This window comes from Domibacillus sp. A3M-37, assembly GCF_024213455.1.
Lineage (GTDB): Bacteria > Bacillota > Bacilli > Bacillales > Domibacillaceae > Domibacillus > Domibacillus tundrae.
Genome location: NZ_JANAVL010000008.1, coordinates 56,383 through 79,972 on the forward strand (window position 1 = coordinate 56,383; position 23,590 = coordinate 79,972).

The 23,590-nt window shown below is 45.5% G+C and carries 28 protein-coding genes; 17 read left to right on the top strand and 11 right to left on the bottom strand.

Translation table 11 applies throughout. The features are described 5' to 3' along the window. Positions 1-71 precede the first annotated feature (71 nt). From NLX67_RS13395 to NLX67_RS13410, 4 genes are read left to right on the top strand one after another with little or no spacing between them, the layout of a single operon-like run. On the top strand, positions 72-1,253 hold the full coding sequence (locus tag NLX67_RS13395; RefSeq protein ID WP_254312074.1) for a galactokinase: 1,182 nt from the start codon (positions 72-74) through the stop codon (positions 1,251-1,253). Beyond that, positions 1,250-2,251 carry a UDP-glucose 4-epimerase GalE gene (galE, locus tag NLX67_RS13400; RefSeq protein WP_254312075.1) on the top strand — a complete coding sequence of 334 codons (1,002 nt, stop codon included), beginning with the start codon at positions 1,250-1,252 and terminating at the stop codon, positions 2,249-2,251. The genes NLX67_RS13395 and galE overlap by 4 nt, the downstream gene beginning before the upstream one ends. Then, positions 2,248-3,726 carry a UDP-glucose--hexose-1-phosphate uridylyltransferase gene (gene galT / locus NLX67_RS13405; protein ID WP_254312076.1) on the top strand — a complete coding sequence of 493 codons (1,479 nt, stop codon included), beginning with the start codon at positions 2,248-2,250 and terminating at the stop codon, positions 3,724-3,726. Before galE ends, galT begins: the two co-directional genes overlap by 4 nt. An 18-nt stretch (positions 3,727-3,744) precedes the next feature. After that, entirely contained in the window at positions 3,745-4,737 is a 993-nt protein-coding gene (locus NLX67_RS13410; protein ID WP_254312077.1) for a LacI family DNA-binding transcriptional regulator, read from the top strand. Between the two features lie 202 nt (positions 4,738-4,939). Here the strand turns inward: NLX67_RS13410 and NLX67_RS13415 are convergent, their stop codons facing one another. Next, a complete protein-coding gene (locus NLX67_RS13415; RefSeq protein WP_254312078.1) occupies positions 4,940-5,461 on the bottom strand; it encodes a type 1 glutamine amidotransferase domain-containing protein in 522 nt (173 codons plus the stop codon). A gap of 118 nt (positions 5,462-5,579) precedes the next feature. Between NLX67_RS13415 and NLX67_RS13420 the strand changes: the two genes are divergently transcribed. Together NLX67_RS13420 and NLX67_RS13425 are read left to right on the top strand one after the other, a co-directional pair. Beyond that, positions 5,580-5,720 carry a PadR family transcriptional regulator gene (locus NLX67_RS13420; protein WP_254312160.1) on the top strand — a complete coding sequence of 47 codons (141 nt, stop codon included), beginning with the start codon at positions 5,580-5,582 and terminating at the stop codon, positions 5,718-5,720. A gap of 18 nt (positions 5,721-5,738) precedes the next feature. Further along, positions 5,739-5,996, top strand: coding sequence for a hypothetical protein (locus NLX67_RS13425; protein WP_254312079.1), 258 nt, complete (start codon positions 5,739-5,741; stop codon positions 5,994-5,996). 21 nt (positions 5,997-6,017) lie between these two features. Here NLX67_RS13425 and NLX67_RS13430 read toward each other — a convergent pair whose 3' ends face one another. Together NLX67_RS13430 and NLX67_RS13435 are read right to left on the bottom strand one after the other, a co-directional pair. Then, positions 6,018-6,440, bottom strand: a complete 423-nt coding sequence (locus NLX67_RS13430) for a DoxX family protein (RefSeq protein WP_254312080.1) — start codon at positions 6,438-6,440, stop codon at positions 6,018-6,020. A 1-nt stretch (position 6,441) separates the two neighbouring features. Next, the gene (locus NLX67_RS13435; RefSeq protein ID WP_254312081.1) at positions 6,442-7,080 is read right to left on the bottom strand and encodes an alpha/beta hydrolase; all 639 of its coding nucleotides are present in this window, start codon (positions 7,078-7,080) and stop codon (positions 6,442-6,444) included. A gap of 136 nt (positions 7,081-7,216) precedes the next feature. Here NLX67_RS13435 and NLX67_RS13440 point away from each other — a divergent pair, with 136 nt between their 5' ends. After that, positions 7,217-7,765 (top strand): helix-turn-helix domain-containing protein, encoded by a 549-nt coding sequence (locus NLX67_RS13440; RefSeq protein WP_254312082.1) that lies wholly within the window; start codon positions 7,217-7,219, stop codon positions 7,763-7,765. A 58-nt stretch (positions 7,766-7,823) separates the two neighbouring features. Here the strand turns inward: NLX67_RS13440 and NLX67_RS13445 are convergent, their stop codons facing one another. Continuing rightward, entirely contained in the window at positions 7,824-8,189 is a 366-nt protein-coding gene (locus NLX67_RS13445) for a winged helix-turn-helix transcriptional regulator (RefSeq protein WP_211272247.1), read from the bottom strand. Positions 8,190-8,400: 211 nt separating this feature from the next. Between NLX67_RS13445 and NLX67_RS13450 the strand changes: the two genes are divergently transcribed. Further along, complete coding sequence (locus tag NLX67_RS13450; protein WP_254312083.1) at positions 8,401-9,606, top strand: MFS transporter; 1,206 nt, start codon at positions 8,401-8,403, stop codon at positions 9,604-9,606. Positions 9,607-9,644: 38 nt separating this feature from the next. On the opposite strand, the gene NLX67_RS13455 is transcribed toward NLX67_RS13450, so the two are convergent. From NLX67_RS13455 to NLX67_RS13470, 4 genes are all read right to left on the bottom strand, one after another. Then, on the bottom strand, positions 9,645-9,947 hold the full coding sequence (locus tag NLX67_RS13455) for a DUF3817 domain-containing protein (protein ID WP_046179546.1): 303 nt from the start codon (positions 9,945-9,947) through the stop codon (positions 9,645-9,647). A 233-nt stretch (positions 9,948-10,180) separates the two neighbouring features. Beyond that, the gene (locus NLX67_RS13460) at positions 10,181-11,092 is read right to left on the bottom strand and encodes a superoxide dismutase (RefSeq protein WP_254312084.1); all 912 of its coding nucleotides are present in this window, start codon (positions 11,090-11,092) and stop codon (positions 10,181-10,183) included. 99 nt (positions 11,093-11,191) lie between these two features. After that, the gene (locus tag NLX67_RS13465; protein WP_254312085.1) at positions 11,192-13,306 is read right to left on the bottom strand and encodes a heavy metal translocating P-type ATPase; all 2,115 of its coding nucleotides are present in this window, start codon (positions 13,304-13,306) and stop codon (positions 11,192-11,194) included. Beyond that, positions 13,303-13,671, bottom strand: coding sequence for an ArsR/SmtB family transcription factor (locus NLX67_RS13470; protein WP_254312086.1), 369 nt, complete (start codon positions 13,669-13,671; stop codon positions 13,303-13,305). The genes NLX67_RS13465 and NLX67_RS13470 overlap by 4 nt, the downstream gene beginning before the upstream one ends. A 132-nt stretch (positions 13,672-13,803) precedes the next feature. Between NLX67_RS13470 and NLX67_RS13475 the strand changes: the two genes are divergently transcribed. Both NLX67_RS13475 and NLX67_RS13480 read left to right on the top strand, forming a co-directional pair. Continuing rightward, entirely contained in the window at positions 13,804-14,700 is an 897-nt protein-coding gene (locus NLX67_RS13475) for a cation diffusion facilitator family transporter (RefSeq protein WP_254312161.1), read from the top strand. Positions 14,701-14,727: 27 nt separating this feature from the next. Then, a complete protein-coding gene (locus NLX67_RS13480; RefSeq protein WP_216595826.1) occupies positions 14,728-15,042 on the top strand; it encodes a YnfA family protein in 315 nt (104 codons plus the stop codon). Between the two features lie 42 nt (positions 15,043-15,084). On the opposite strand, the gene NLX67_RS23230 is transcribed toward NLX67_RS13480, so the two are convergent. Continuing rightward, positions 15,085-15,189, bottom strand: coding sequence for a four-helix bundle copper-binding protein (locus NLX67_RS23230; protein WP_375143380.1), 105 nt, complete (start codon positions 15,187-15,189; stop codon positions 15,085-15,087). A 122-nt stretch (positions 15,190-15,311) separates the two neighbouring features. Between NLX67_RS23230 and NLX67_RS13485 the strand changes: the two genes are divergently transcribed. The 7 genes from NLX67_RS13485 to NLX67_RS13515 all read left to right on the top strand — a co-directional run bounded on the left by NLX67_RS13485 (position 15,312) and on the right by NLX67_RS13515 (position 22,088). Further along, a complete protein-coding gene (locus NLX67_RS13485; protein ID WP_254312087.1) occupies positions 15,312-16,601 on the top strand; it encodes a cell wall-binding repeat-containing protein in 1,290 nt (429 codons plus the stop codon). Positions 16,602-16,678: 77 nt separating this feature from the next. Next, on the top strand, positions 16,679-17,383 hold the full coding sequence (locus tag NLX67_RS13490; protein WP_046179541.1) for a response regulator transcription factor: 705 nt from the start codon (positions 16,679-16,681) through the stop codon (positions 17,381-17,383). Next, positions 17,380-18,789 (top strand): sensor histidine kinase, encoded by a 1,410-nt coding sequence (locus NLX67_RS13495; protein ID WP_254312088.1) that lies wholly within the window; start codon positions 17,380-17,382, stop codon positions 18,787-18,789. Before NLX67_RS13490 ends, NLX67_RS13495 begins: the two co-directional genes overlap by 4 nt. Then, positions 18,786-18,980, top strand: coding sequence for a hypothetical protein (locus NLX67_RS13500; RefSeq protein ID WP_254312089.1), 195 nt, complete (start codon positions 18,786-18,788; stop codon positions 18,978-18,980). Before NLX67_RS13495 ends, NLX67_RS13500 begins: the two co-directional genes overlap by 4 nt. Positions 18,981-19,048: 68 nt before the next feature. Continuing rightward, positions 19,049-19,369 carry a metal-sensitive transcriptional regulator gene (locus NLX67_RS13505; RefSeq protein WP_305882032.1) on the top strand — a complete coding sequence of 107 codons (321 nt, stop codon included), beginning with the start codon at positions 19,049-19,051 and terminating at the stop codon, positions 19,367-19,369. 17 nt (positions 19,370-19,386) lie between these two features. Continuing rightward, positions 19,387-19,593, top strand: coding sequence for a copper chaperone CopZ (gene copZ, locus NLX67_RS13510; protein WP_046179537.1), 207 nt, complete (start codon positions 19,387-19,389; stop codon positions 19,591-19,593). Positions 19,594-19,673: 80 nt separating this feature from the next. After that, the gene (locus NLX67_RS13515) at positions 19,674-22,088 is read left to right on the top strand and encodes a heavy metal translocating P-type ATPase (RefSeq protein WP_254312090.1); all 2,415 of its coding nucleotides are present in this window, start codon (positions 19,674-19,676) and stop codon (positions 22,086-22,088) included. Positions 22,089-22,300: 212 nt separating this feature from the next. Here the strand turns inward: NLX67_RS13515 and NLX67_RS13520 are convergent, their stop codons facing one another. Further along, the gene (locus tag NLX67_RS13520) at positions 22,301-23,083 is read right to left on the bottom strand and encodes a cytochrome c oxidase assembly protein (RefSeq protein WP_254312091.1); all 783 of its coding nucleotides are present in this window, start codon (positions 23,081-23,083) and stop codon (positions 22,301-22,303) included. Then, the gene (locus tag NLX67_RS13525; RefSeq protein ID WP_254312092.1) at positions 23,073-23,537 is read right to left on the bottom strand and encodes a DUF2243 domain-containing protein; all 465 of its coding nucleotides are present in this window, start codon (positions 23,535-23,537) and stop codon (positions 23,073-23,075) included. The genes NLX67_RS13520 and NLX67_RS13525 overlap by 11 nt, the downstream gene beginning before the upstream one ends. Positions 23,538-23,590 lie beyond the last annotated feature (53 nt).

Consider the following 23,590-nt stretch of genomic DNA (forward strand, 5'->3'; position numbering starts at 1 on the left):
TTATTTTTACTAAAAAAAATTGACTTTTAGTAAAAATAATTTAAAATATAAGTAAAACAGGAGGCGCTTTCATGAAACTGAACCAATTAAAACAAACATTTGAAGAGGTCTTTGGACGACTGGCAGACCGGATCTTTTTTGCGCCGGGGCGGATTAATTTAATCGGGGAGCATACGGATTACAATGGCGGCCATGTTTTTCCGCTCGCGATCACATTTGGCACGTATGCATTGGCAGCAAAGCGAGAAGATGACCAGCTTCGCTTTTATTCAATTAATTTTGACAAGCAGGGTGTTATAGAAGGCTCGCTTCAAGGGCTCGAATACAAAGGGACGGATGGGTGGACGAACTATCCGAAAGGGATGACGAAACTGATAATCGAAGCAGGTTTTCCGATTGATTCAGGTTATGACGTACTATTTTACGGTAATATTCCGAATGGGGCAGGCCTTTCTTCTTCCGCATCCATTGAACTTGCTACGGGTGTTATGCTTGAAGGATTATTTGGGCTGGCGATAGACCGGATCGAGATGGTCAAAATCGGGCAGAAAGTTGAAAATGACTATATTGGTGTGAACAGCGGCATTATGGACCAGTTTACGATTGGCATGGGAAAAGAGGGGGCGGCGATTTGGCTGGACTGCGAAACACTTGAATATGAATATGCGCCAATCGAGCTCCCGGACGCTAGCATTGTTATAATGAATACAAACAAGCGCCGAGAGCTTGCTTCATCCAAATACAATGAACGGCGCGGTGAGTGTGAAGAAGCGTTAAGCAGACTTCAAAAGCAAGTAAATGTAAAGTCGCTGGGCGAGCTGACACCAGAGCAATTTGAACAGCACCGGACAGCAATCGGGGATGCCGTTTTAGAGAAACGAGCGCAGCATGCGGTTTATGAAAATGCCCGGACGATTGAAGCACTGGACAAGCTGAAAGAAGGAGACGTGGAAGCAGTCGGCCAGCTCATGAATGAATCACATCGTTCATTGGAGCGGGACTATGAAGTGACGGGAAAAGAGCTTGACACACTTGTCTACGCAGCTTGGGAACAGCCTGGCGTTATCGGCGCCCGTATGACTGGGGCCGGATTTGGCGGCTGCGCCATTGCAATTGTGAAAGATGAGAATGTGGAATCGTTTATCAGGGAAGTTGGAAACCGGTATAAAGAAAAGTGCGGAATCGAAGCGGAATTTTACATGGCGAACATCGGTGGCGGTGCTCGTGAATTGATGAGGGAGGAAATGGAATGAGTATTGCAGTTGTAGGTGGAGCAGGGTATATCGGATCTCATGCGGTTCGAGCACTGATAGGACAAAATCGTGACGTAGTTGTCATTGACAGTTTGGAAACAGGACACGCGGAATCGGTACCGGATGGTGTTCAGTTTTACACAGGGGATATTCGGGACCGTCACTTTTTAAATAAAGTATTCGAACATGAACAAATTGAGCAGATTGTTCATTTTGCAGCGAACTCACTTGTTGGCGAGTCGATGGAAAATCCGTTGAAATACTATGATAATAACGTATTTGGCACACAGGTTTTGCTTGAAACGATGACTAAACATGGTGTGAAGCACATCGTCTTTTCATCATCTGCTGCGACATACGGCGAGCAAAAAGAGATGCCTATTACGGAAAAAGCGCAAACCGATCCGACAAGTGCATATGGCGAAACGAAGCTGGCGATGGAACGGATGATGAAGTGGTGTAATGCAGCGCATGGAACAAAGTTTGTTTCACTCCGCTATTTTAACGTGGCTGGTGCGAGTGAATCCGGTGTTATCGGAGAAGACCATAATCCGGAAACCCATTTAATTCCGGTTGTTTTGCAGGTGGCCAACGGGCAGCGCGAGCATATTACGATTTTTGGCGAAGATTATCCGACAGAAGATGGGACGTGCATTCGTGATTACATTCACGTTGAAGATTTAGTCGATGCCCATATTTTGGCGCTTGATTATTTAAAAGAAGGCGGCGAAAGCAACATTTTCAATTTGGGTTCCAACCAGGGCTTTTCAGTAAAAGAAATTGTGGAAACAGCCCGCACAGTTACCGGGCACACCATTCCGGTTGTCATCGGTGAAAAACGCGCGGGCGATCCGGCGGTTTTGATCGCTTCTTCCGAAAAAGCCCGGACGACGTTAGGCTGGTCTCCATCCCGAACAGACATTACAACGATTATCGAACACGCCTGGAATTGGCACAAACATCATCCACATGGCTATGAAGGGACGAATCAAGGATGATCTTTGCTTATATGGAGGAGCTTATTTATAAAGCGCAAAAAGCGGGATTAATTGAAAAGCGTGATCATATGTACACAAGAAATCAGCTGCTCGCTTTATTAAAGAGAAATGATTTTACGGAACCTGTTAAGGATGTGTCTGATTTATCAATTCCGGATCTTGTGGAAGGGCTGACTGATGACGCAATTGAACGCGGGATTGTACAGCCATTTTTAGAAGATAAAGAGATTTTTGCGGCGGACATCATGAATATTTTTGTTTCCAAGCCGTCCCAAATTGCCGATATGTTTTGGGAAAGCTATCAAGCTTCTCCACAACAGGCAACCGATTTTTTTTACAACATGAGTAAATCGTCTAATTACATTCAAACAAAGCGGATTGCCAAAAATGTCTCTTATAAAGCCTCAACGGATTATGGAGAGATTGATATTACCATTAATTTGTCGAAGCCGGAAAAAGATCCAGCTGAAATCGCCCGGGCAAAATTGCGCCCGGAACCAGAAACAAATTATCCGAAGTGCCTGCTTTGTGTGGAAAATGAAGGATATGAAGGTCATGCGAATCATCCCGCTCGTGCCAATCACCGGATTATTCCGGCTGCGCTTAGCGGTGAAGAATGGTTTCTTCAATACTCTCCTTATTTGTATTACAATGAACATTGTATTTTATTATCAGGTGAACACCGCGATATGAAAATTGACCGGGCTGGATTTGACCGCCTCCTTGACTTTGTTCGTCAATTTCCACATTATTTCGCGGGGTCCAATGCCGACTTGCCGATTGTCGGCGGGTCTATTTTGACCCATGACCATTATCAAGGCGGCCGGTACGAATTCGCAATGGCGAGAGCGAGAGAAGATATGTCATTTTCAATGGAACATTTTCCGACCGTGGAAGGCGTGACATTATACTGGCCAATGTCTGTTATCCGGCTGAAAAGTGAAGACCAAAGCGAGCTGGCGGCTGCCGCAGATCATGTGTTAACGAGCTGGAAAACGCATGATGACGAAGCGTGTGGCATTGAGTCTTTCACTGGGGAGACCCGCCACAATACGGTTACACCGATTGCGAGAAAGCGCGGCTCGCTGTATGAATTGGATTTAGTGCTGCGCAACAATCGGACAACGGACGAACATCCCCTGGGATTGTTTCATCCACACGCGGACATTCATCACATTAAGCGTGAAAACATTGGGTTAATTGAAGTCATGGGGCTGGCGGTCCTGCCAGCTCGCTTAAAAGAAGATTTAGCCGCAGTGAAAGCTTTTGTTTCTGGTGGAATTGGGCAAGTGAAAGAAGAACATCAAGAATGGGCGGAAGAGCTGCGCAGCGTATATGATGGGCAAGAGAATGCAGAAGAATTCGTCCGTCAAGCGGTCGCCGCAAAATTTTTACGTGGCCTGGAAGACTGCGGTGTTTTCAAGCAAACGAAAGAAGGCAAAGCTGGATTCGTCCGTTTTTTAGAAAGACTTTAAACGATTGGAATGAAAAAAATGGCGACGATAAAAGATATCGCGGCACAGGCAGGTGTTTCGATCGCGACGGTGTCCCGGGTGCTTAATTACGATCCACAGTTGTCGGTGAGCGCGGAAACAAAGCAGAAAATTTTCGAAGCGGCTGAACAACTGGATTATAAAAAAAAGCGGCCGGCTAAAAAAGCCATGCAGGATACGGTAGCGCTCGTGCATTGGTATACTGAAGAAGAAGAGCTAAATGATTTATATTACCGCTCCATCCGTCTTGGGATTGAAAATAGCTGCCGAGAGCACGGGCTTTTTGTTCAAAAAATACTCTACAGCGAACTAGACAGCGTCAGCAGAGGCTCCATAAAAGGCATGATCGCGGTTGGTAAATACAGCAATGCGCAAGTAGAGAAGCTGAGCGAATGGACAAGCCGGATTGTTTTTGTTGATTTTTCACCTGAAAACGAAGCGTTTGACAGCGTTGTAACGAACTTTTCCAAGGTGACGGAAAAAGCACTTAATTGCTTATGGGACAGTGGGCTGCGCCGCATTGGCTACATCGGCGGACGCGAACAGTTCCAGGATAAATCAGGCACTGTGACGGATAGGCGCGAGCAAACATATAAACAATACATGACAGAAAAAGGCGAATATCGTGAAGAAGATGTGCTCATCGGGACGTATAGCGCCGATGATGGGTATACGATGATGAAAGCCCGTATTGAGAAGAAGAATACTGAGTTGCCGGAAGCTTTTTTTGCAGCCAGCGACACAGTAGCGATTGGCGCATTGCGGGCGATGAACGAAGCACAAATTCAGGTTCCGGATCGTGTCAGCCTCATTGGCGTCAACGATATCAGCGTCTCAAAATACGTGTACCCGCCGCTTACCACCGTTAAAGTTCACACGGAATTTATGGGCGAGACAGCGGTCGGCTTGCTGATCGAGCAGCTGAAGGAAGAACGGATTCCGAAAAAAGTCGTCTTGCCGTCCGAATTAATTGTGCGGGGAACGACGAAATAAATTAGCTGCTAAGCATTTGAAGGCTTTTTTAAAAAGAAATTTGAAGTGCCAGGGGCGGTATAATTAAATTAGGGGCGGTTTACTGTACTCCAGGGGCGGAAAAAATTTTTACCGCTCTAAGAACAGCAAATATCGCCCAAAAATAAAAAGTACCGCCCTTAAGCAAAGAGCTGCCTCCAATTATAGGAAGCAGCTCCTTTTGTCATTCGGCTAATTTATCCGCAAATGCTTTCACATACGGAGGAAGATCCGGCGGACGGCGGCTCGATACAATGTGGCCGTCTACTGTGACCGGCTCATCATGCCATGTCGCGCCGGCATTGGTCATATCATCTTTAATGCCCGGAGTACTTGTCACGTTTTTCCCCTGCAAAATATTCGCTGAAATCAGCACCCAGCCGGCGTGGCAAATTTGCCCGATCGGCTTTTTCGCCGCGTCCATTTTACGAACAAAATCGAGCACTTCCGGATAGCGCCGTAATTTATCCGGCGCCCAGCCGCCCGGTACGAGAATGGCGTCGTAATCATCAGCATTGATTTCCTCAAATGAATACTCCGCTTCCGCCGGCACACCGTACTTGCCGATGTATTTTTTCCTGGCTTCTTTGCCAACAAGATGCACCGTTGCTCCTTCTTCCTGAAGCCGCAAAATCGGGTACCACAGCTCTAAATCTTCAAATTCTTCTTCGACAAGCGCAATGACTTTTTTATCCTGTAGCCGCATCAAAATTCCTCCTCTATTTGTTTCTTTTAGTGTAACAGAGGCCGGACGCATTCAAAAACGATAACACCGGTATTTTGTTATACAAGATAAAGGAAGTATTTACCCGGTGCTGATCCGGATGCAAAAAGAGGGGCTGGTGGAGACGACGATGAAAAAATCGCCAAGCGGCCCGAAGCGAAAGTATATACGATTCCCGGAAAAGGACAGGAAGAGCTGGTGGAGTTTAAAGAAAAATGGTTTGAGCTTTCATCGGCTATGAACCAGTTATTTTAATGGGATGGATGTACTGTCAGCGAAAAGCGAGCAATTTATCGATAAATTTGTACTTATATTTATCGCTGCATCCATTTGGAGTAAAACGTGGTTCAGTATCATCATTCCACTTGTTATGTTTGGGCCGGCATTTTTTATGGAGCGGATTAATGCGAATGAGGAAACCATTTTATACGGTAGTGCCGCAGTGAGTATTATCGCATGTCTTTTCATTATTGTTTGGCCGATTTTTATGAAAGCGAAAAAACAACCGGAACGCTGATTCCGGTTGTTTTTCTTTTAGTTAGTGAGCTTCAATGGTTTCATCATTGTCTTTGCCAAAAAACTGATCAAGCGCCAAGAAAGAGCTGCCTGTCAAAGCAAGAGAAACCGACATCGCAAGCAAAGCAAGATCTAGTTCATAACCGGCCATTTGTCCATTTCCGAGAAAACCGGCTGCAAGTTTTACTTTAAGGATAGCTGCAACCATCACAACCGCCAATAGTGCTGAGAAAATACGCGTGCCGATGCCTAAAATAAGCGCCAAGCCGCCCGCTGTTTCGATAAAGGCAACCGCATAAGCAAGGACGCCCGGCAGTCCAATGCTGTCAAACCAGCCAGCTGTGTTAGCGATTCCCCCTTGAAATTTCACCACTCCATGAACAAAAAACGTAATTCCTAAAACAAGACGAATAATAAAAGCGCTCCATTCTGTATAACGATTCATTTTACTTTTCTCCTCCATTATTAATGGCTTGAAACCATTGAATAAGATTTTTTTGTACAGCTTGTGAAACAGCGTGGCCAGACGGATCGATGTGAAAGACCACATCAGCTTCGCGTTTCTTGAAGAATTTGGTATTCGCTTCTCCCCAAGACAGTGGGAAAATCGGATCTGTTTCGCCATGTGAAATAAATAGTGACAGCGGATAGGCTAGCTTCTCCGGATATGCCTCTTGAACGAAAGATGGAATATACCCGCTCAGCGCCGCTGCGCCTTTAATGCGCCCGTTTAATGAAAGACCGAGTGTCATCGCTAAAATAGCCCCCTGGCTAAAGCCCATCGTATAAAGGCGCCCCGGATCAACCGAATAATGACTACAGGCATAATCAATAAAATCCGTAATCTTTTCTACCGTTTCTTCAAATACGGGACGATGTGGATTGCCAAACCCTTGAATGGTGAAAAAAGCGAACCCGGGCGGCTGTGAAAGCGGACCGCGTATGCTAAACACGTAAACATCTTCAAGTTCATCCAGCAGAGGCAAAAGATCCTGCTCATTGCTTCCAAGGCCGTGCATTAAAAAAATGGCTGGATATTGTCTTCCTTCTTCCACTTGAGCAGGCTGGCGAAGCGCATAGTGCATCCTATAAAAACCTCCTTTGTTTTCTTATATGAATAATTGTTTATTATAAGATAACAACATTCAGGATAGAACGTCAAGTATTTTTTTGTTAATATGTAATTAAGTTTTCTATTAGTAAACAAGGAGCGAGACATTCATGGACATTGGATCAACCATTCGAGCCATTCGAAACCGAAAAAATATTACAATTGCCCAGATGAGTGAAGGGACAGGCTTATCAAAAGGGTTTATCAGCAATATGGAGAACAACAATACGTCACCTTCCATTCAATCGCTGCAGGCAGTGGCGCAGTTTCTTAACATTCCACTGCCTTATCTGCTTTTAGAAAAAGAACAGAAGATGAGGGTAGTCCGTAAAGAAGATCGCGAATATACAACGTATTCAAAAGAAAAAATTAAAGTAGAGCATTTAACGTCTAAAGGGGGATTGACGATTCAGCGGGTTGAATTTCCGCCCGGAGCCTCAACGGGAGATGCCTCCCACGCCCACGAAGGAGAAGAATGCCATCTTGTGCTGCAAGGAAAGATTTTAGCGGAGCAGGGAGAAGACTCGGTTGTTCTTGAGGAAGGCGATGCCTTCAGCTGGAATGCGTGCGTGCCGCATTTTGTTCAAAACGTTGGAGAAGGTACCGCGATTGTGCTTATTGCCGTTTATACGGACGGCGAGTCTGCGGATGTGCTATGAAGGGAAAGAAAAAAGCTGTCTCAATTTGTATTTGAGACAGCCTTTTTTCAGGTGAATATTATTGAACAACTTCCTCGCCAGTCAATTCAATGTGCCCTTCACCCCAGGCGCACATCGCATCTAAAATCGGGCGGAGCGACCAACCGTATTCGGTTAATGAATATACAACCTTTGGCGGAACCTGCTCAAAGACGGTCCGGTTCACGACGCCGTCTGATTCAAGCTCACGCAGCTGCTGCGTGAGCATTTTTTGCGTAATGCCAGGCATTAACTTTTTTAGCTCACTCGTACGCTTTTCTCCTTTAATTAAATGGCACATAATGACGACTTTCCATTTACCGCCGATGACATCGAGTGTCGCTTCAACCGGAATATTGTATGCCACGCTGTTTTCCTCCTTATAGGCACTAAAAAGTACCTGCATTACTTTAAAGTACGTACTTCTCTTTTTGTTTGATTGCTTTCATAATAGCATACACAGGAATGAAACAAAAGATCATAAATGACTATAGGTACTTTAAAGTTCCTATGATACAAAAAAGTACGTACTTTTTATTTTGGGTTTTACCATTCGTAATGATCTTTACAAAGAGACGGCAAGGACCCGCCGCTCTAAAAACAAGGAGGAATAAAAAATGAGTCAAACACTTCATGCATCTTCTACTCAAGAAAATGCTTCATCAAAAAGTACACTCGCCTTATGGGCACTAGCAATCAGTGCATTTGGAATTGGAACAACCGAATTTGTTCCGGTTGGACTGCTTGCATCCATTGCGGGCGACTTAAATATTGGGATTACAATGGCTGGGCTGTTAATTTCCGGCTATGCGATCGGTGTTGCCGTCGGTGCGCCTGTGCTGACCGCCTTAACGAACCGGATGAGCCGGAAATCGCTGCTTATGTCATTAATGGCTGTCTTTATTGTCGGAAATATCGTGGCAGCAACAGCTGCTTCGTTTGAAATATTAATGATCGCCCGTTTTATTACCGCGTTTTCACACGGTGTCTTTTTTTCCATTGGAGCAACGATTGCGGTGCAGCTTGTGCCTCCTCATAAAAAAGCGAGCGCAATTGCGTTAATGTTTACCGGCTTGACTGTTGCCACCGTCACAGGTGTTCCACTCGGCACGTTTATTGGTCAGACATTCGGCTGGCGGGCAACGTTCTGGGGTGTGGCGCTGCTTGGTGTTATATCAATTGTGGCAGTTGCCCTGTTAATGCCAAAAAATTTAAAACAGTCACCGCCGGCTAAGTTTTCGGATATGTTCCGTCTTATGACAAATAAAAATATAGTAATAGGGCTCGCGATTACTGCACTCGGGTACGGCGGCACATTCGTGGCGTTTACGTATTTAACACCGATTTTGCAGGATGTAACGGGCTTGAAACCTGGAATGATCAGCATTGTTCTGCTTGTATACGGGGTTGCGGTGGCGATTGGCAATGAAGTCGGCGGACGGCTTGCCAATCACAATCCAGTTCGTGCCTTGTTTTGGATGTTTATCGCGCAAGCAGCCATTCTTATGATCATGTCTTTCATGATTCCGTTTAAAATTGCCGGGCTGATTGGGATTATATTAATGGGGCTCCTCGCATTTATGAATGTGCCCGGCCTTCAGTTATACGTTGTTCAGCTGGCAGAGAAATATGTCCCTTCCGCAGTGGACGTTGCTTCCGCGTTAAACATTGCTGCATTCAACATTGGCATCGCAGCCGGTGCAACGATCGGCGGACTTGTCGTTGATTCCATCGGTTTGGTCCATACGCCGTGGGTTGGCGGGATAATGGTTATGGGAGCGATTCTCTTAACCGCTCTATCGTCCAAATTAGAAAAAGAATAATAAAAAACAGAGTCCGGATTTATGTCCGGACTCTGTTTTTATCCATGTACTTTTTCAAGCTGATGCAGCTTTTTGTCCAAAATAAAATTGCCAAATGGAATAAATGCCACAATGACAGCTAGAATCGGCCAAATGAGGTTCCAGCGCGTTTTCAAAGTCACATAGGCAATGATGATACAGTACGTAATAAATAGTGCGCCGTGTATGGACCCGACGATGCGGACTGCTTCCGGAATATCAAACCAGTATTTCATCGGCATCGCAATAAATAAAAGAACAAGCAGCGAGATTCCTTCAAAATAGCCCGCAAACCGCAGCTTGCCAACAGTTGTTTTTAACATAAATGCCTCCAATATAGGGATATCGTTTCTTTAAGGATAGCGGATGCATGGACAGAATTCACGTTTTTCATTGACTGTTCACGAGATTGTCAGTCTTTTTTCAAAAGTTCAACTTCAACCGGGAAAATTGATTGTCTTACTAAATTTCTAGAACAAGAAAAAGGCAAAGAAGAGAAGCCTCCTATTTGCATGCAAAAAGACGGAAAGAAAAGCTATCTCTCCGTCTTTTTACTTTAATAAGGATGCCACATAATCTCTTTTGCTTTATTAAACCGCCGTTCAACTTCTTTCCAATTGACAGTCTTCCACCAGGCATCAACATATTTAGCGCGCTCGTTTTTATATTGCAGATAATAGGCGTGTTCCCAAACATCTAAAACAAGCAGTGGAATAACATCCCATTGAGTCAGGTTCTGATGTTTTTCAGCCGTTAAAATCTCTAAACGATGAGAACGGGGAGACCAAACGAGAATCGCCCAACCGGCACCTTCTACATTTTTTGCTGCTTCTGAGAAGTGCTTTTTAAACTGCTCAAAGCTTCCAAAAGCTTCAGTTATTGCTCTGTTGAGGTCACCTGATGGGTTGCCTCCGCCATTCGGGCTCATAACTGTCCAAAAAATCGTGTGCAGGTAATGACCGGCACCGTGAAACGCTGCTTCTCGTTCCCAATGTTTAATTAAGCTGAAATCGCCGCTTTTACGTGCTTTTTGCATTTCCAGCTCTGCTTTATTAAGTCCGTCTACGTAGCTTTGGTGGTGCTTATCGTGATGAAGCTTCATAATTTCTTCTGAGATTACAGGCTCTAAGGCATTATATGCATAAGGAAGTGGAGGCAGGCGATGCCCTCCGATTGGAACGACTTGATGTTTTTTACTTTTCTTCTGAGTGGGCGCTAATTCAGACGGACGTAATAAGAGATTGAGCTGAGCATATAAAGCTGCTGCCTTATTGCCTAGTGCTTGGTAACCCAGTTTCGGATTTTCCTTTTCTACTTCTTTTTTTAATGAAGAGAATGTCTTTTCCCATTGCTGTAAAGCCTTTTCGTCAACATGACCTGCTTTTTCCCGTACGGATTTCCAGTGGTGCTCAACCTCTTTACACCAATTCAATAAAGATATCTGATACGCTTTTTCATGTGAAAACACTTATTTTACCTCCTCCATGTGCCTTTTAACAGGTTATGAGCTAAAGATGATTAGTGTTAAAAAAAGCATGGAGGAAGTGTGGATCGCTTGATTTTTTCTTTATTTATATTTGGTTTTCATTAACCGCATTGAATTCAAGACGACAATTAACGTGGAGCCAACGTCAGCAAAAACCGCCATCCAAAGAGTGAGCCAGCCCGGGATAATAAGCAGCAGCGCCAGGAGCTTCAGGCCGAATGCAAACGCGATGTTCTGCTTGATGACGTGTAATGTTTTTCGGCTGAGCGCGATCGTATAAGGAAGCTTCTCCAAATCATCGGCCATGAGGGCAATATCGGCCGTTTCAAGTGCGGTGTCTGTTCCCGCGCCGCCCATGGCGATGCCGACAGAGGCACTGGCTAATGCCGGGGCATCGTTAATGCCGTCACCGACCATTGCGACATGTCCGTGCTGCGCTCGCAGCGATTTGATCACGTCCAGTTTATCTTGGGGCATGAGCTCTGCCTGCACGTCGGTTAGTCCAAGCTGTTTGCCAATGGAGGCACCGGCCGCTTTGTTGTCGCCTGTCAGCATGACCGTTTTTTCGATGCCGATTTTTTTTAGCTTTTGGATAATCGATAAGCTGCTGTCGCGCACTTGGTCCGCTACGGCTGTATAGCCTTTTATTTCTTCGCCGGTTCCAATCAGCATGACTGTTTTTCCTTGCGCCTGCAGCTGAGAAACGCTCTGCTGTACATGTTCGGGAATAGCCAGCATGTCTTCGAATAATTTTGGGCTGCCGATATAATAGACTGTGCCATTAATAGCCGCTTTGGCTCCTTTGCCGGTTAACGACTGGAAATCATCAGCTGTGTACAGCATTGCTTTTTCCGCAGCCGCTTTCCGGAGAATGGCGGATGCAAGCGGGTGCTGGGAAAACGTCTCAAGCGCCGCAGCAACGGACAAAAGTTCATGTTCGGTCATATCAGACAATGAAGCAATATCCGTCACTTCCGGTTTTCCTTCTGTTAACGTGCCCGTTTTATCAAATGCGACAACCTTCAAACGGCCTGTTTCCTCCAAATGAATACCGCCTTTAATCAAGACGCCATTTTTAGCTGCGTTTCCGATCGCTGTTACAATGGCGACGGGTGTTGAAATAACAAGGGCGCACGGACAGCCGACAACGAGAACGGCAAGGCCGCGATAAATCCATTCAGACCAGCCGCCTCCTATGAAAAGAGGAGGAAGAACCGCAACGAGAAGGGCGATACCCATAATAGCGGGTGTATAATATTTCGCGAAGCGGTCGACGAATGCTTGAGACGGAGCGCGCTCTGCCTGTGCCTCTTCGACTAAGTGAATGATTTTTGCAATGGTTGTGTCTTCAGCAAGCTTTGTGACACGCACTTCTAAAAATCCTTCTTCATTAAGCGACCCAGCAAACACTTCATCGCCTGTTTCTTTATGAACGGGGATTGATTCACCTGTAATAGCTGCTTGGTTAATGGATGACTGGCCTTTGATCACTTCGCCATCCATCGCCACTTTCTGACCGGGTTTAATGATCATCGTGTCGCCAACTTGAATGTCTTCGACGGCAATCTGGAACTCCTGATTGCCCCGTTTAATAAGGGCGGTATCCGGCGCAATGTCCATGAGCGAGCGAATCGACTGGCGGGCTTTGTCCATTGAGTAGCCTTCGAGCGTTTCGCTTAACGCAAACAGAAAAACGACAACAGCGCCTTCCCCCCATTCTCCGATGATCGCCGCACCGATAATGGCGACCGTCATAAGCGTTTTCATATCAAATTCAAATCGTACTAAGTTTTTCAAGCCGACTTTAAATAAATCATAGCCGCCAATTAAAATCGAAAGCGCAAAGATCGTGATTGTCACAAGGCTGCTTTCGCCGGCAGGAAAGGTAGAAATATAGCCAAAGATTAGAAAAAACAGCGAGACCATTGTGTTTTTGTTTTCGCGCTTTTGCCAGAACGGAACTTTTTCTTCGTTGAATTTTTCACGCTCTGGGTACACTTTAATGCCGTCAAACGCGCCGGCGGCTTCGAGTTGTTCAACAGATGCATCGCCGACGATCGCAACTTTTGATGCACCAAAATTCAGCTGGACATCTTCAACCGTTTGGATATCGCGAATATTTTTTTCAAACTTGGCAGCGCAATTGGCACACGACAAGCCTTGAAGCCGGTAAACATGCTTTGTTTCTTCACTCATAGCCTCCAGTCCTCTCTGGCATGCTCAAGTGCAATGCTGACCAGCTGGTGAACATGATTGTCTTTTACAGAGTAATAAACCATTTTTCCTTCTTTTCGGTACTTAGCAAGCCCCATGTTGCGGAGCAGGCGCAAATGGTGAGAAGCCGTTGCTGTGGTGGAGCCAATAATTTCGGCCACATCACACACACAAAGTTCCTCTTCAATCGTCAGCGCGTAAACAATTTTCAAGCGGGTTGCGTCCGATAAGGCTTTAAAAAGCAATTCAACACCGCTTACATCTTCTATTTTCGACTGAACACGTCCGACTACATCTTCGTTAAAACAATTGGTTTCACATGTATCATTAACGGGTTTTACGGTCATTCCGCCACCTCATTCAAATAGTTGTTTGATTGTCTATATTTAGTGTATGATGGGGGTAAAAAAAAGTCAATCACACATTCAAATGATTATTTGAATATAAATAAAGAAAGGCCAAAAGGAGTGTGAAATGTGATGGGACATTCTCATGATCATCATCGCCATGGAAGCAATAATAAATCAGCGTTAAAATGGGCGTTTTTCCTAATTGCTTCTTTTATGATTGTCGAGGTCATTGGCGGTATTTTAACAAACAGTTTGGCGCTCATGTCCGATACGGGGCATATGCTGAGCGATGCCGCAGCGCTTGGTCTCAGCTATGCGGCGATGACATTAGGTGAAAAGGCAGCCTCCAGCAAAAAAACGTACGGCTACAAGCGGTTTGAAATTTTAGCGGCGTTTATTAATGGAATCACATTAATCGCCATCTCGGTTTATATCTTTTTTGAAGCATACCAGCGGCTTATGAATCCCCCGGAAGTGGTTAGTACAGGAATGCTCGTTATTTCGACACTTGGACTGGTCGTGAATATCGCAGCGGCATTTATCCTGATGAGAGGGGATAAAGATGAAAACCTTAATGTCAGAAGCGCTTTTCTTCATGTGTTAGGCGATCTGCTTGGTTCGGTCGGCGCCATTTTGGCCGCGCTGCTTATTTTATTTTTCGGCTGGAATATCGCCGATCCGATCGCGAGTATCATTGTGGCCGTTTTGATTATTATAAGCGGGTATCGGGTCGCACGAGATTCAGTTCACATTTTGATGGAGGGGGCACCGTCTAATATCGACTCCGACAACGTAAAAGAGAAGCTTCTCTCATTACATGAAGTCCAAAGTGTTCACGACCTGCATATTTGGTCTATTACATCTGATTTTCCGGCGATCAGCTGTCATTTGGTCGTAAAAGAAAGTGAAGACGAGCAGATGGTTCTTTCAAAAGCAAAAAAAATGCTGCACGATGAATTTGAGCTGCATCATGTGACCATTCAAATTGATAAAGAAGGAATCGCGGGCTGCGAAACTTGCAATTAAGAAAGTGTGAGAAAAGTGCTGTATTCAATGATGATGTTTTTATTAGCCGGCTTGGCAGAAATCGGCGGTGGCTATCTTATCTGGCTTTGGCTCAGGGAAGGCAGGCCATTTACGTGGGGAATTGTTGGCGGTGTCGCGTTAGCATTATATGGGGTCATTGCAACGTTTCAAACATTTCCTTCATTTGGCCGTGTTTACGCTGCTTACGGCGGTGTGTTTATTGTTTTGTCCGTTTTATGGGGATGGGGTGTCGACAAAAAAGCACCGGATCTGTACGATTGGATTGGAGCAGGCATCTGCCTCGTCGGTGTAGCAGTTATGCTTTGGGCACCGCGGCATTAAGAAAAAGAAAAAAAGCTGGAGAAAAATTCCTCCGGCTTTTTTCTATTTCACATCTGCTTCCTGCAGGCATCGATCAAAACATGTGTTGCACGCTTCTAAGCACTTCAGACAAGCTTGAATACACTCTTTTACATGTTGTTCGTTCATCCCAATTCCTTCTTCTTTTAACCGTCTCCTTTTTCTTTACACACAAAAAACAAAATCCATAGATTCTGCACATTTCCCAGGTACAGTAAAAGAAAACACCTACATGAATGGGGGAAATGAACATGAAAAAAGCATTTAAAGGACTGGTTTTAACCGCAGCACTTTCAACAGCGCTTGCAGCATGCAGCAAAGATGAAACAGACAAGATGGACGGCATGGATCATGAAAATATGAATCATGAAAACACGGATAAAAATATGGGGAATTCGCAAGGAAGCACTGAAGTCTCCAATGATCTGCTTGCTCAATTTGCGGCTGCGCCGGAGACGATGAACGAAAACGCGGCGGAAAATGTGCAGGTCATGAATACAAAAAACACAACGCGTCTTGACGCACAGGACCCGGTGCGAGCATCTGTTCTTGTATCGCAGACGATTTGGCCGGCAACACACACAGAAAGCCAGCCGGGCACGGTTATTTTAGTACCGGATGACAGCTGGCAAATAACCTTGGCAGCGGCAGACCTCATTCATCATCCAAACAACGGACCTATACTGGTTACCGATAAAAATGAATTATCAACGGATACATTAAATGAAATCAAGCGGCTTAACCCAAAAGGCAATGAAGAAGGCACGCAGGTGATGATCATGGGCGACTTATCGGAAGGGGTAAAAAGCCAGCTTGAAGGCTTTCAAGTAGAAGCGATAGAAGAAACGGACCCGGCCCAGTTTGCGGCGGCTGTTGATGAAAAATATGCATCCGTTTCAGGAGACGAGTATCCGGAAAGCGTAATTATCGTCTCAGCGGACGAAGCAGCAAAAGCTTTCTCCATCCCTGCTATTAACTGGATTGCCCATATGCCGGAGCCGGTTCTGTACGTGACGAAAGGCGGGATTCCGGAAGCAACAAAACAAGCGCTTGGGCAGCGTGAAAATGCGTCGCTTTATTTACTCGGACCGGATTCAGTTATTTCAAAAGAAATTGAAACAGAACTGAATGAATATGGGAAGGTGACGAGAATCGCAGGAGAAGACCCGGTATCAACTTCCATTGAATTTGCCAAATTTAAAGATGAAGAAACATCATTTGGCTGGGGATTAACCGAGCCTGGTCACGGTGTATCGTTTGTTTCGAGCGCGACACCCGATTTAGCGCTGGCGGCCGCTCCATTTTCCCATTTAGGCAAACATGCGCCGGTTTTATGGCTTGAAGAAGGGAAAGTAACGGAACCGGTCTATGATTTCCTTGCCACGATCAAGCCAACGTTTGAAGAAGATCCGACGCAGGGTCCGTACAATCATGGATTTATTGTTGGCGGACAGGATTCTATTTCATTTGAAACACAAGGTATTCTGGATGATAAGCTGGAAATTGTGCAGGCGGACGGCGAAGGGCATGGCAGTCACTAACAAGCACCTGATTATGCAGGCAGGCTTGAATCGTACTACACTTGTAGTAACCGGTACACGATAAGGGGTATAGACAGATGAAAAAATCGATTTTGATTGTCGATGATGAATGGGAAATGAGAAACCTGCTTGCGATTCACTTAAAAAAAGAGTACGACGTAACAGAGTGTGCCAGCGGAAAAGAAGCCGTTTTAGTTATTCAAAAACGGACGGTTGACTTGATTTTGCTTGATGTCATGATGCCGGACATGGACGGCTGGGAAACGTGCCGGGTGATTAGAGAGCGCCATGCAATGCCGATTTTAATGCTGACGGCGAGAAATGAAGTGAAGGATAAAGTACGGGGGCTGGAAATCGGGGCGGATGATTATTTAGTGAAGCCCTTTGATCCGGAAGAGCTGTTGGCGAGAGTGAAAGCCCTGCTTCGGCGCTCTGATGTGCAAACGCCGCTTTCAGAGGACAGCCCGGTTACATTTGGCAATGGTTTTTTTACGATCAACCGGCAAAGCTATGAAGTATTCATAAATGGAGAAAAGCTGGATTTAACGCCAAAAGAGTACGAATTTATTGAAACGCTCGCCCTCAGTCCGAAACGCGTATTTACACGTGATATGCTGCTGGACCGCTTGTGGGGATTTGCGGACCGCCGTGATACGCGGACGGTAGACAGCCATGTAAAAAACATCCGGACCAAAATTCGCGAGGCCGGCACACGATATGATCCGATTCAAACCGTATGGGGCGTCGGCTATAAATTTCAAGAACCGGGGCAGCCATCATGAAATGGAACAGTATTACCGTCAAGCTCGGAGGCAGTATTATCGTGCTGTTTCTGGTCGTATTGCTTCCGCTTATGTATACGATTGATCAACTATTTACGTCGTTTTACACAAATCAGCAGCAAAAGCAGACCGAATATTTTGCCGGCCAGTATTCAGCAATGATTACGGACGTGGAAGATGTGAATTCGTACCATATGTTTGATATGCTGTCCGATTTAATCAATGCTGATTTCCTCATTTTTAACAAAGAAGGGGTCATTTTGCGTTCAACTGCAGGCGCCTCCTTTCAAGAAGGAAGCCGTGTCATGACCGAATTATTCGCTCCGATCGCACAAAACCGGTCTGTCGGGCTTGAGTATACATCGTCCGCACAGCCGCTTTTTTTAGCCGGGAAACCAATTGTTATAGACGGTGAAGTGAACGGCGGCCTGGTTGTTGCATCCAATATGGACGGTGTGCAGCAATCGATTAAGGAAGTCAGAAAATGGCTGTTCGTCTCTGCTGTCGGCGCGCTGTTGATCGCTGTGGGTTTCACGTATTTTATTTCGCGGCGTCTGGCCTCACCGCTTTTGCAAATGGAAAAAGCGGCACGCGACATGGCGCGCGGAAAATTATCGACGGTGCTGCCTGTTACGACAAGAGATGAAGTGGGCACATTGGCTGTTGCCATTAATGACCTTGGACGAGAGCTGAAGCAATACAGGACGAGCCGAAGTGAGTTTTTCGCCAACATTTCACATGAACTGCGGACACCAATTTCGTATATTAAAGGGTATTCGGAAGTGCTCCGAAAAGGCATGATCGAAAACGAAGCGGAAAAACAGCAGTATGCGGCCATTATTGAAGACGAGTCGAAACGACTGACAGCACTGATTAATGATTTGTTTGAGCTGGCCAAAATGGAAGAAGGAAAATTGGATCTGCATCCGGAATGGGTTGAAGTGGATGATGTATTGAAAAGCGCTATCGCCAAAGCCAGACTGAAGGCATCAGAAAAAAAGATCGATGTTATTTTCGACACTTCCAGTGAGTTATTGAAGCTCCACATTGATCCGATCCGGCTTGAACAGGCCGTTTTGAATATCGTTGAAAATGCGATCCGGTACAGTGAAGTGGAAACAAATATTCACATCTACACGCGTACCAAAAAGAGCCGATTTATTCTTTTCGTGAAGGACGAAGGAATGGGGATTCAAGAAGAAGATATGCCTTTTATTTTTGAACGGTTTTACCGGGTGGAAAAATCCCGTTCCCGCGCATCCGGAGGGACAGGGCTTGGGCTTGCGATTGTGAAAAATCTTGTTGAGCGATTAAATGGGGATATTCAAGTCGAAAGTGAAATAGGGAAAGGAACGGAATTTATTTTATCTTTTCCATTGGAACGGAATGCAGGTGAAGAAAAATGAAAAAGATGCTTCCCGCATTTTTTATTTTACTGGGCATTGGCTGTATGACGTTATCCAGCACCGCTTTTCATACCCGTTATCTTGGGCATTATCGAATGGAATCGCTTCTCTGTATTTGTTTGTTTTTGATTGTACCGGTGCTGCCGGCCTTTTTGTTCAAGCAATTTTCGAAAAAAACGAAAAAGGAATAGAGACGCAAGCAAAATGCTTTACATACGATAGGGGGGTATAGTAAATTGTTGTTAAGGAGGCGGATGGGATGGAAGAAATGGACCTTCACGCTTGCGGTTCTCTGTCTGACCGGAAAAGCCATCATTCTGAGGCAACGAAGAAAAACTTGGTGACTCGGCTGAACCGGGTGGAAGGGCAAATCCGCGGCATTAAAGGATTAATTGAAAAAGACGTTTACTGTGACGATATTATTACCCAAATTTCCGCCACACAATCAGCACTAAACAGCGTGGCGAAACTATTGCTTGAAGGCCATTTGAAAAGCTGTGTCGTCGAACGCATTCAAGAAGGCGATGAAGAAATCGTCGATGAACTGCTTGTGACGATTCAGCGATTAATGAAAAAATAATGAAGGGAACGATTGGAATGGAACAAACGATATTAAATGTGCAGGGCATGTCATGCGGACATTGTGTAAAAGCGGTAGAAGGAAGCGTCGGCAAGCTGGATGGAGTTCAGTCTGTGAGCGTTCATCTGGACGAAAATAAAGTAGATGTTCAATACGACGCCTCAAAAGTAACACTCGATCAAATTAAAGAAACGATTGATGACCAAGGATACGATGTTGTGTAAAAAACAAAAGCGTGCTGATCGATATCAGCACGTTCTTTTCGAACAATTTTATACCCTATATGGGTATGGGAGGGGTTATTATGAGTACCCAAACAAAAGAAGCAAATATGCAAATTTCCGGCATGACATGCGCGGCTTGTGCGACCCGGATTGAAAAGGGGCTTAATAAGCTCAATGGTGTGGAGCAGGCAACGGTCAATTTGACGCTTGAAAAATCAAACGTTACGTATGATCCATCCAAAATAAGCGAAGCGGACCTGCAGAAGAAAATAAGCGATCTTGGCTACGACGTCGTGGTGGAAAAAGATGAATTCTCGATTACCGGCATGACGTGTGCCGCGTGTGCAACGCGGATTGAAAAAGGATTAAACAAGCTTGATGGCGTGACGAATGCCAACGTTAATCTTGCATTGGAACGCGCGACAGTCGAATACAACTCTTCTGTTTTATCGGCGGTCGATATTATGAAGAAAGTAGATTCGCTTGGCTACGGTGCGCTGTTAAAAGAAGACAGGGACAAAGAATCCGTTGATTACCGGCAAATAGAAATTAAAAAGCAGACGACAAAGTTTACGATTTCTGCTCTTTTGTCCCTGCCGCTTTTATGGGCGATGGCCGGACACTTTGAGTTTACGTCCGGCCTGTACGTACCGGATCTCTTCATGAATCCGTGGATGCAGCTGGTGCTGGCGACGCCGGTTCAGTTTATCATCGGCAGCCAGTTTTATATCGGGGCATATAAAGCATTAAAAAATAAAAGCGCCAACATGGACGTGCTTGTGGCGCTCGGCACATCTGCCGCTTACTTTTACAGCTTGTACTTATCGTTTCAGTCAATTGGCCATAGCGGTCATGCGCCTGAGCTTTATTATGAAACGAGTGCGATTTTGATTACACTTATTTTGTTGGGGAAATTGTTTGAAGCAAAAGCGAAAGGCCGGTCGTCGGAAGCGATTAAAAAATTGATGGGCTTGCAGGCCAAAACAGCCATCGTTGAGCGGGATGGCACAGAAATCGAAGTGCCGCTTGAGCAGGTTTTAGCAGGTGACATAGTTCATGTCCGGCCTGGTGAAAAAATCCCTGTCGACGGCCGTGTCATCGAAGGGCAGTCCGCAGTGGATGAATCGATGCTGACAGGTGAAAGTCTTCCTATTGATAAAAAGTATGGCGATGATGTTATCGGTGCTACGATCAATAAAAATGGATTTTTGAAAATGGAAGCAACAAAAGTCGGCCGGGATACAGCATTGGCGCAAATTATTAAAACAGTGGAAGAGGCACAAGGATCGAAAGCGCCAATTCAGCGGCTTGCTGATCAAATTTCTGGCATTTTTGTGCCAATTGTCGTCGGTATCGCATTCGTTACATTTCTCGTTTGGTTCCTGCTCGTCGAACCGGGTAATTTCGCCGAAGCACTGGAAAAAATGATTGCGGTTCTTGTGATCGCCTGCCCGTGTGCGCTCGGACTTGCAACACCAACGTCCATTATGGCAGGGTCTGGACGCGCGGCGGAATATGGCATTTTGTTTAAAGGCGGCGAGCATTTAGAAACGGCGCATAAAGTGGATACGATCATTCTTGATAAAACAGGTACCGTCACAAACGGCACCCCGGTTTTAACAAATGTGATTACAAACGAAATAGAGGAAGCAGAACTTCTTGCTTTAACCGGCGCGGCCGAAAAGCAGTCTGAGCACCCGCTTGCCGAAGCGATCGTAACGGGCATTCAGAAAAAGGGCATTACGCTAAAAAAGAGCGAACAATTCGAAGCGATTCCGGGCTTTGGCATTCAATCCGTCGTTGAAGGCAAAGAAGTGCTGGTGGGAACACGCAAGCTCATGAATGAATGGCGCATTGATATTCTTAGCGCGGAAAATCAAATGAACGAGTTTGAAAAAGAAGGGAAAACCGCAATGCTGGTGGCGATTGATGGCCAGTACGCCGGTATTGTCGCGGTAGCGGATACAGTGAAAGATACGTCAAAAGAAGCTGTCCGCCGCTTGAAAGACATGGGTCTTCATGTAAGCATGATGACCGGCGATAACGAACAGACTGCTCAGGCAATTGCCCGCCAGGTCGGCATTGATCACGTCATTGCGGAAGTGCTGCCTGAAGGAAAAGCAGATGAAGTGAAAAAGCTGCAGGAACAAGGCAAACATGTTGCTATGGTCGGTGATGGCATTAACGACGCGCCTGCACTCGCGACAGCTGATATCGGTATGGCAATCGGCACGGGAACAGACGTCGCCATGGAGGCAGCGGACATCACCTTGATCCGCGGCGACTTGAACAGCATTGCCGACGCGATTTACATGAGCAAAATTACGATCCGCAACGTGAAGCAAAACTTGTTTTGGGCGTTCGGCTATAACACGCTCGGCATTCCGATCGCGGCACTTGGATTCCTCGCTCCATGGCTTGCCGGAGCGGCAATGGCGTTCAGCTCTGTGTCGGTTGTGTTAAATGCACTGCGGCTTCAAAAAGTGAAGTTATAAGGAAAAAGGGTGTCCCGAAAGTCAGCTCTGCAGACTTTCGGGACACCCTTTTGATGAGAACGGCGTAATCTTCTAGAATTTCGGCTCATTTCCCGAAATAGATGGCGCGATACATGTGTTATTGCGCCATCGCAGGTCCGTTTGTGTGTTTGAGGCTCTTTTTTTATAAACATATTTATCGGTAAATTACTGATGGATTGCCGGATGAGTGCTTAAGCAAGGGCAGTCCTTGGACGGGCGGCCTTATACCATTGAAAACAAAAGACAACAATAAGCACAAGATCAATGGCATCTCCGCCATAATACATAAGCATACTGCCCGCTTCTGCTTGGACGGCGGGCACCCCTGCAGGCGGATGGACGTAAAGGTATTTCGATAAAATGCCATGTCCGGCCAGCGTGAAAACGAGCACAATAGTCCGGTAAAGAAAACTTCTGCGGTGAGAGACCGGATCGATATACATAATTGAAGCGGTAAACAAGTAACCGGCTAAAAATACGTGTACATGAATAAGAAAATGAAATAGTTGGCTTTCATGCATTAGTGTATACAAACTGGTTGTATAGAGAATCCATAGTCCGCCGACATTTAAGATAGAGGCAGTAACCGGATCAGTCAAGAATCGGGTTGGACGGCTTTTTAAAAGACGTGTGAGGAGCCGCGCCTGCCGGACAGGAATGGTCCGTAAAAGGAGTGTGATTGGCGCCGCCACTACCATTAAAAGCGGTGCCAGCATACCGAGCAGCAGGTGGCCGGCCATATGAGCAGTAAAATCAGTGTGTGCTTTTTCAGCTAAAGGCCCGGCGACTGCTATTAATGCGCACGCAATACCAGCTGTCCAAAGAACCGAACGATAAATAGGCCATACTTTATGAAGATGGCTGAAACGAACGGCAGCCCAAATATATAAAATCAATCCGAACCAAAAAGGCACTGTTAATAAAAGCGAAGATGCATCTCCAGCAACTGAATGTGTCTGATGGTCAATGCTCATATGAATCACCTTTTCTTGTGCGGATCACAATGAAGGCTCCGATCGTGATCAAGAGGACCGCACTAATATTCCAGATAAGGTCATAAAGCAAAACATTTTCCACATAGCGAATTTGATGAAGCCGCATTAATTTGTGCTGGATAATTCCGTCATATAGCTGAAACAAACCGGCCCCAAGCAGTAAACCGCCAAACCATCTTTTCAGCCAAAGGGCATTTCGACGCCGAAGATCCGCGAATAAAAACAATCCGCCCACTGTTGCAAACCAGCTAAACGCATGAAAGAATCCATCTGAGACGAGTCCAGCGTTAGTTGTGGATTTGTCATAGAAATGATGCCAATGAAGCAATTGGTGAAAGACCGTTTCATCAAAAAAAGCAACAAAACCAACCCCAAACAAAAAGCCAGACCATAAATTACGCGCCGAATAGTGAATTTGATTTTTATCAATCATTGTACACGCCCCTTTCGACCCTCCATGAGTTAAATAAACATGCTTTTGTTTTA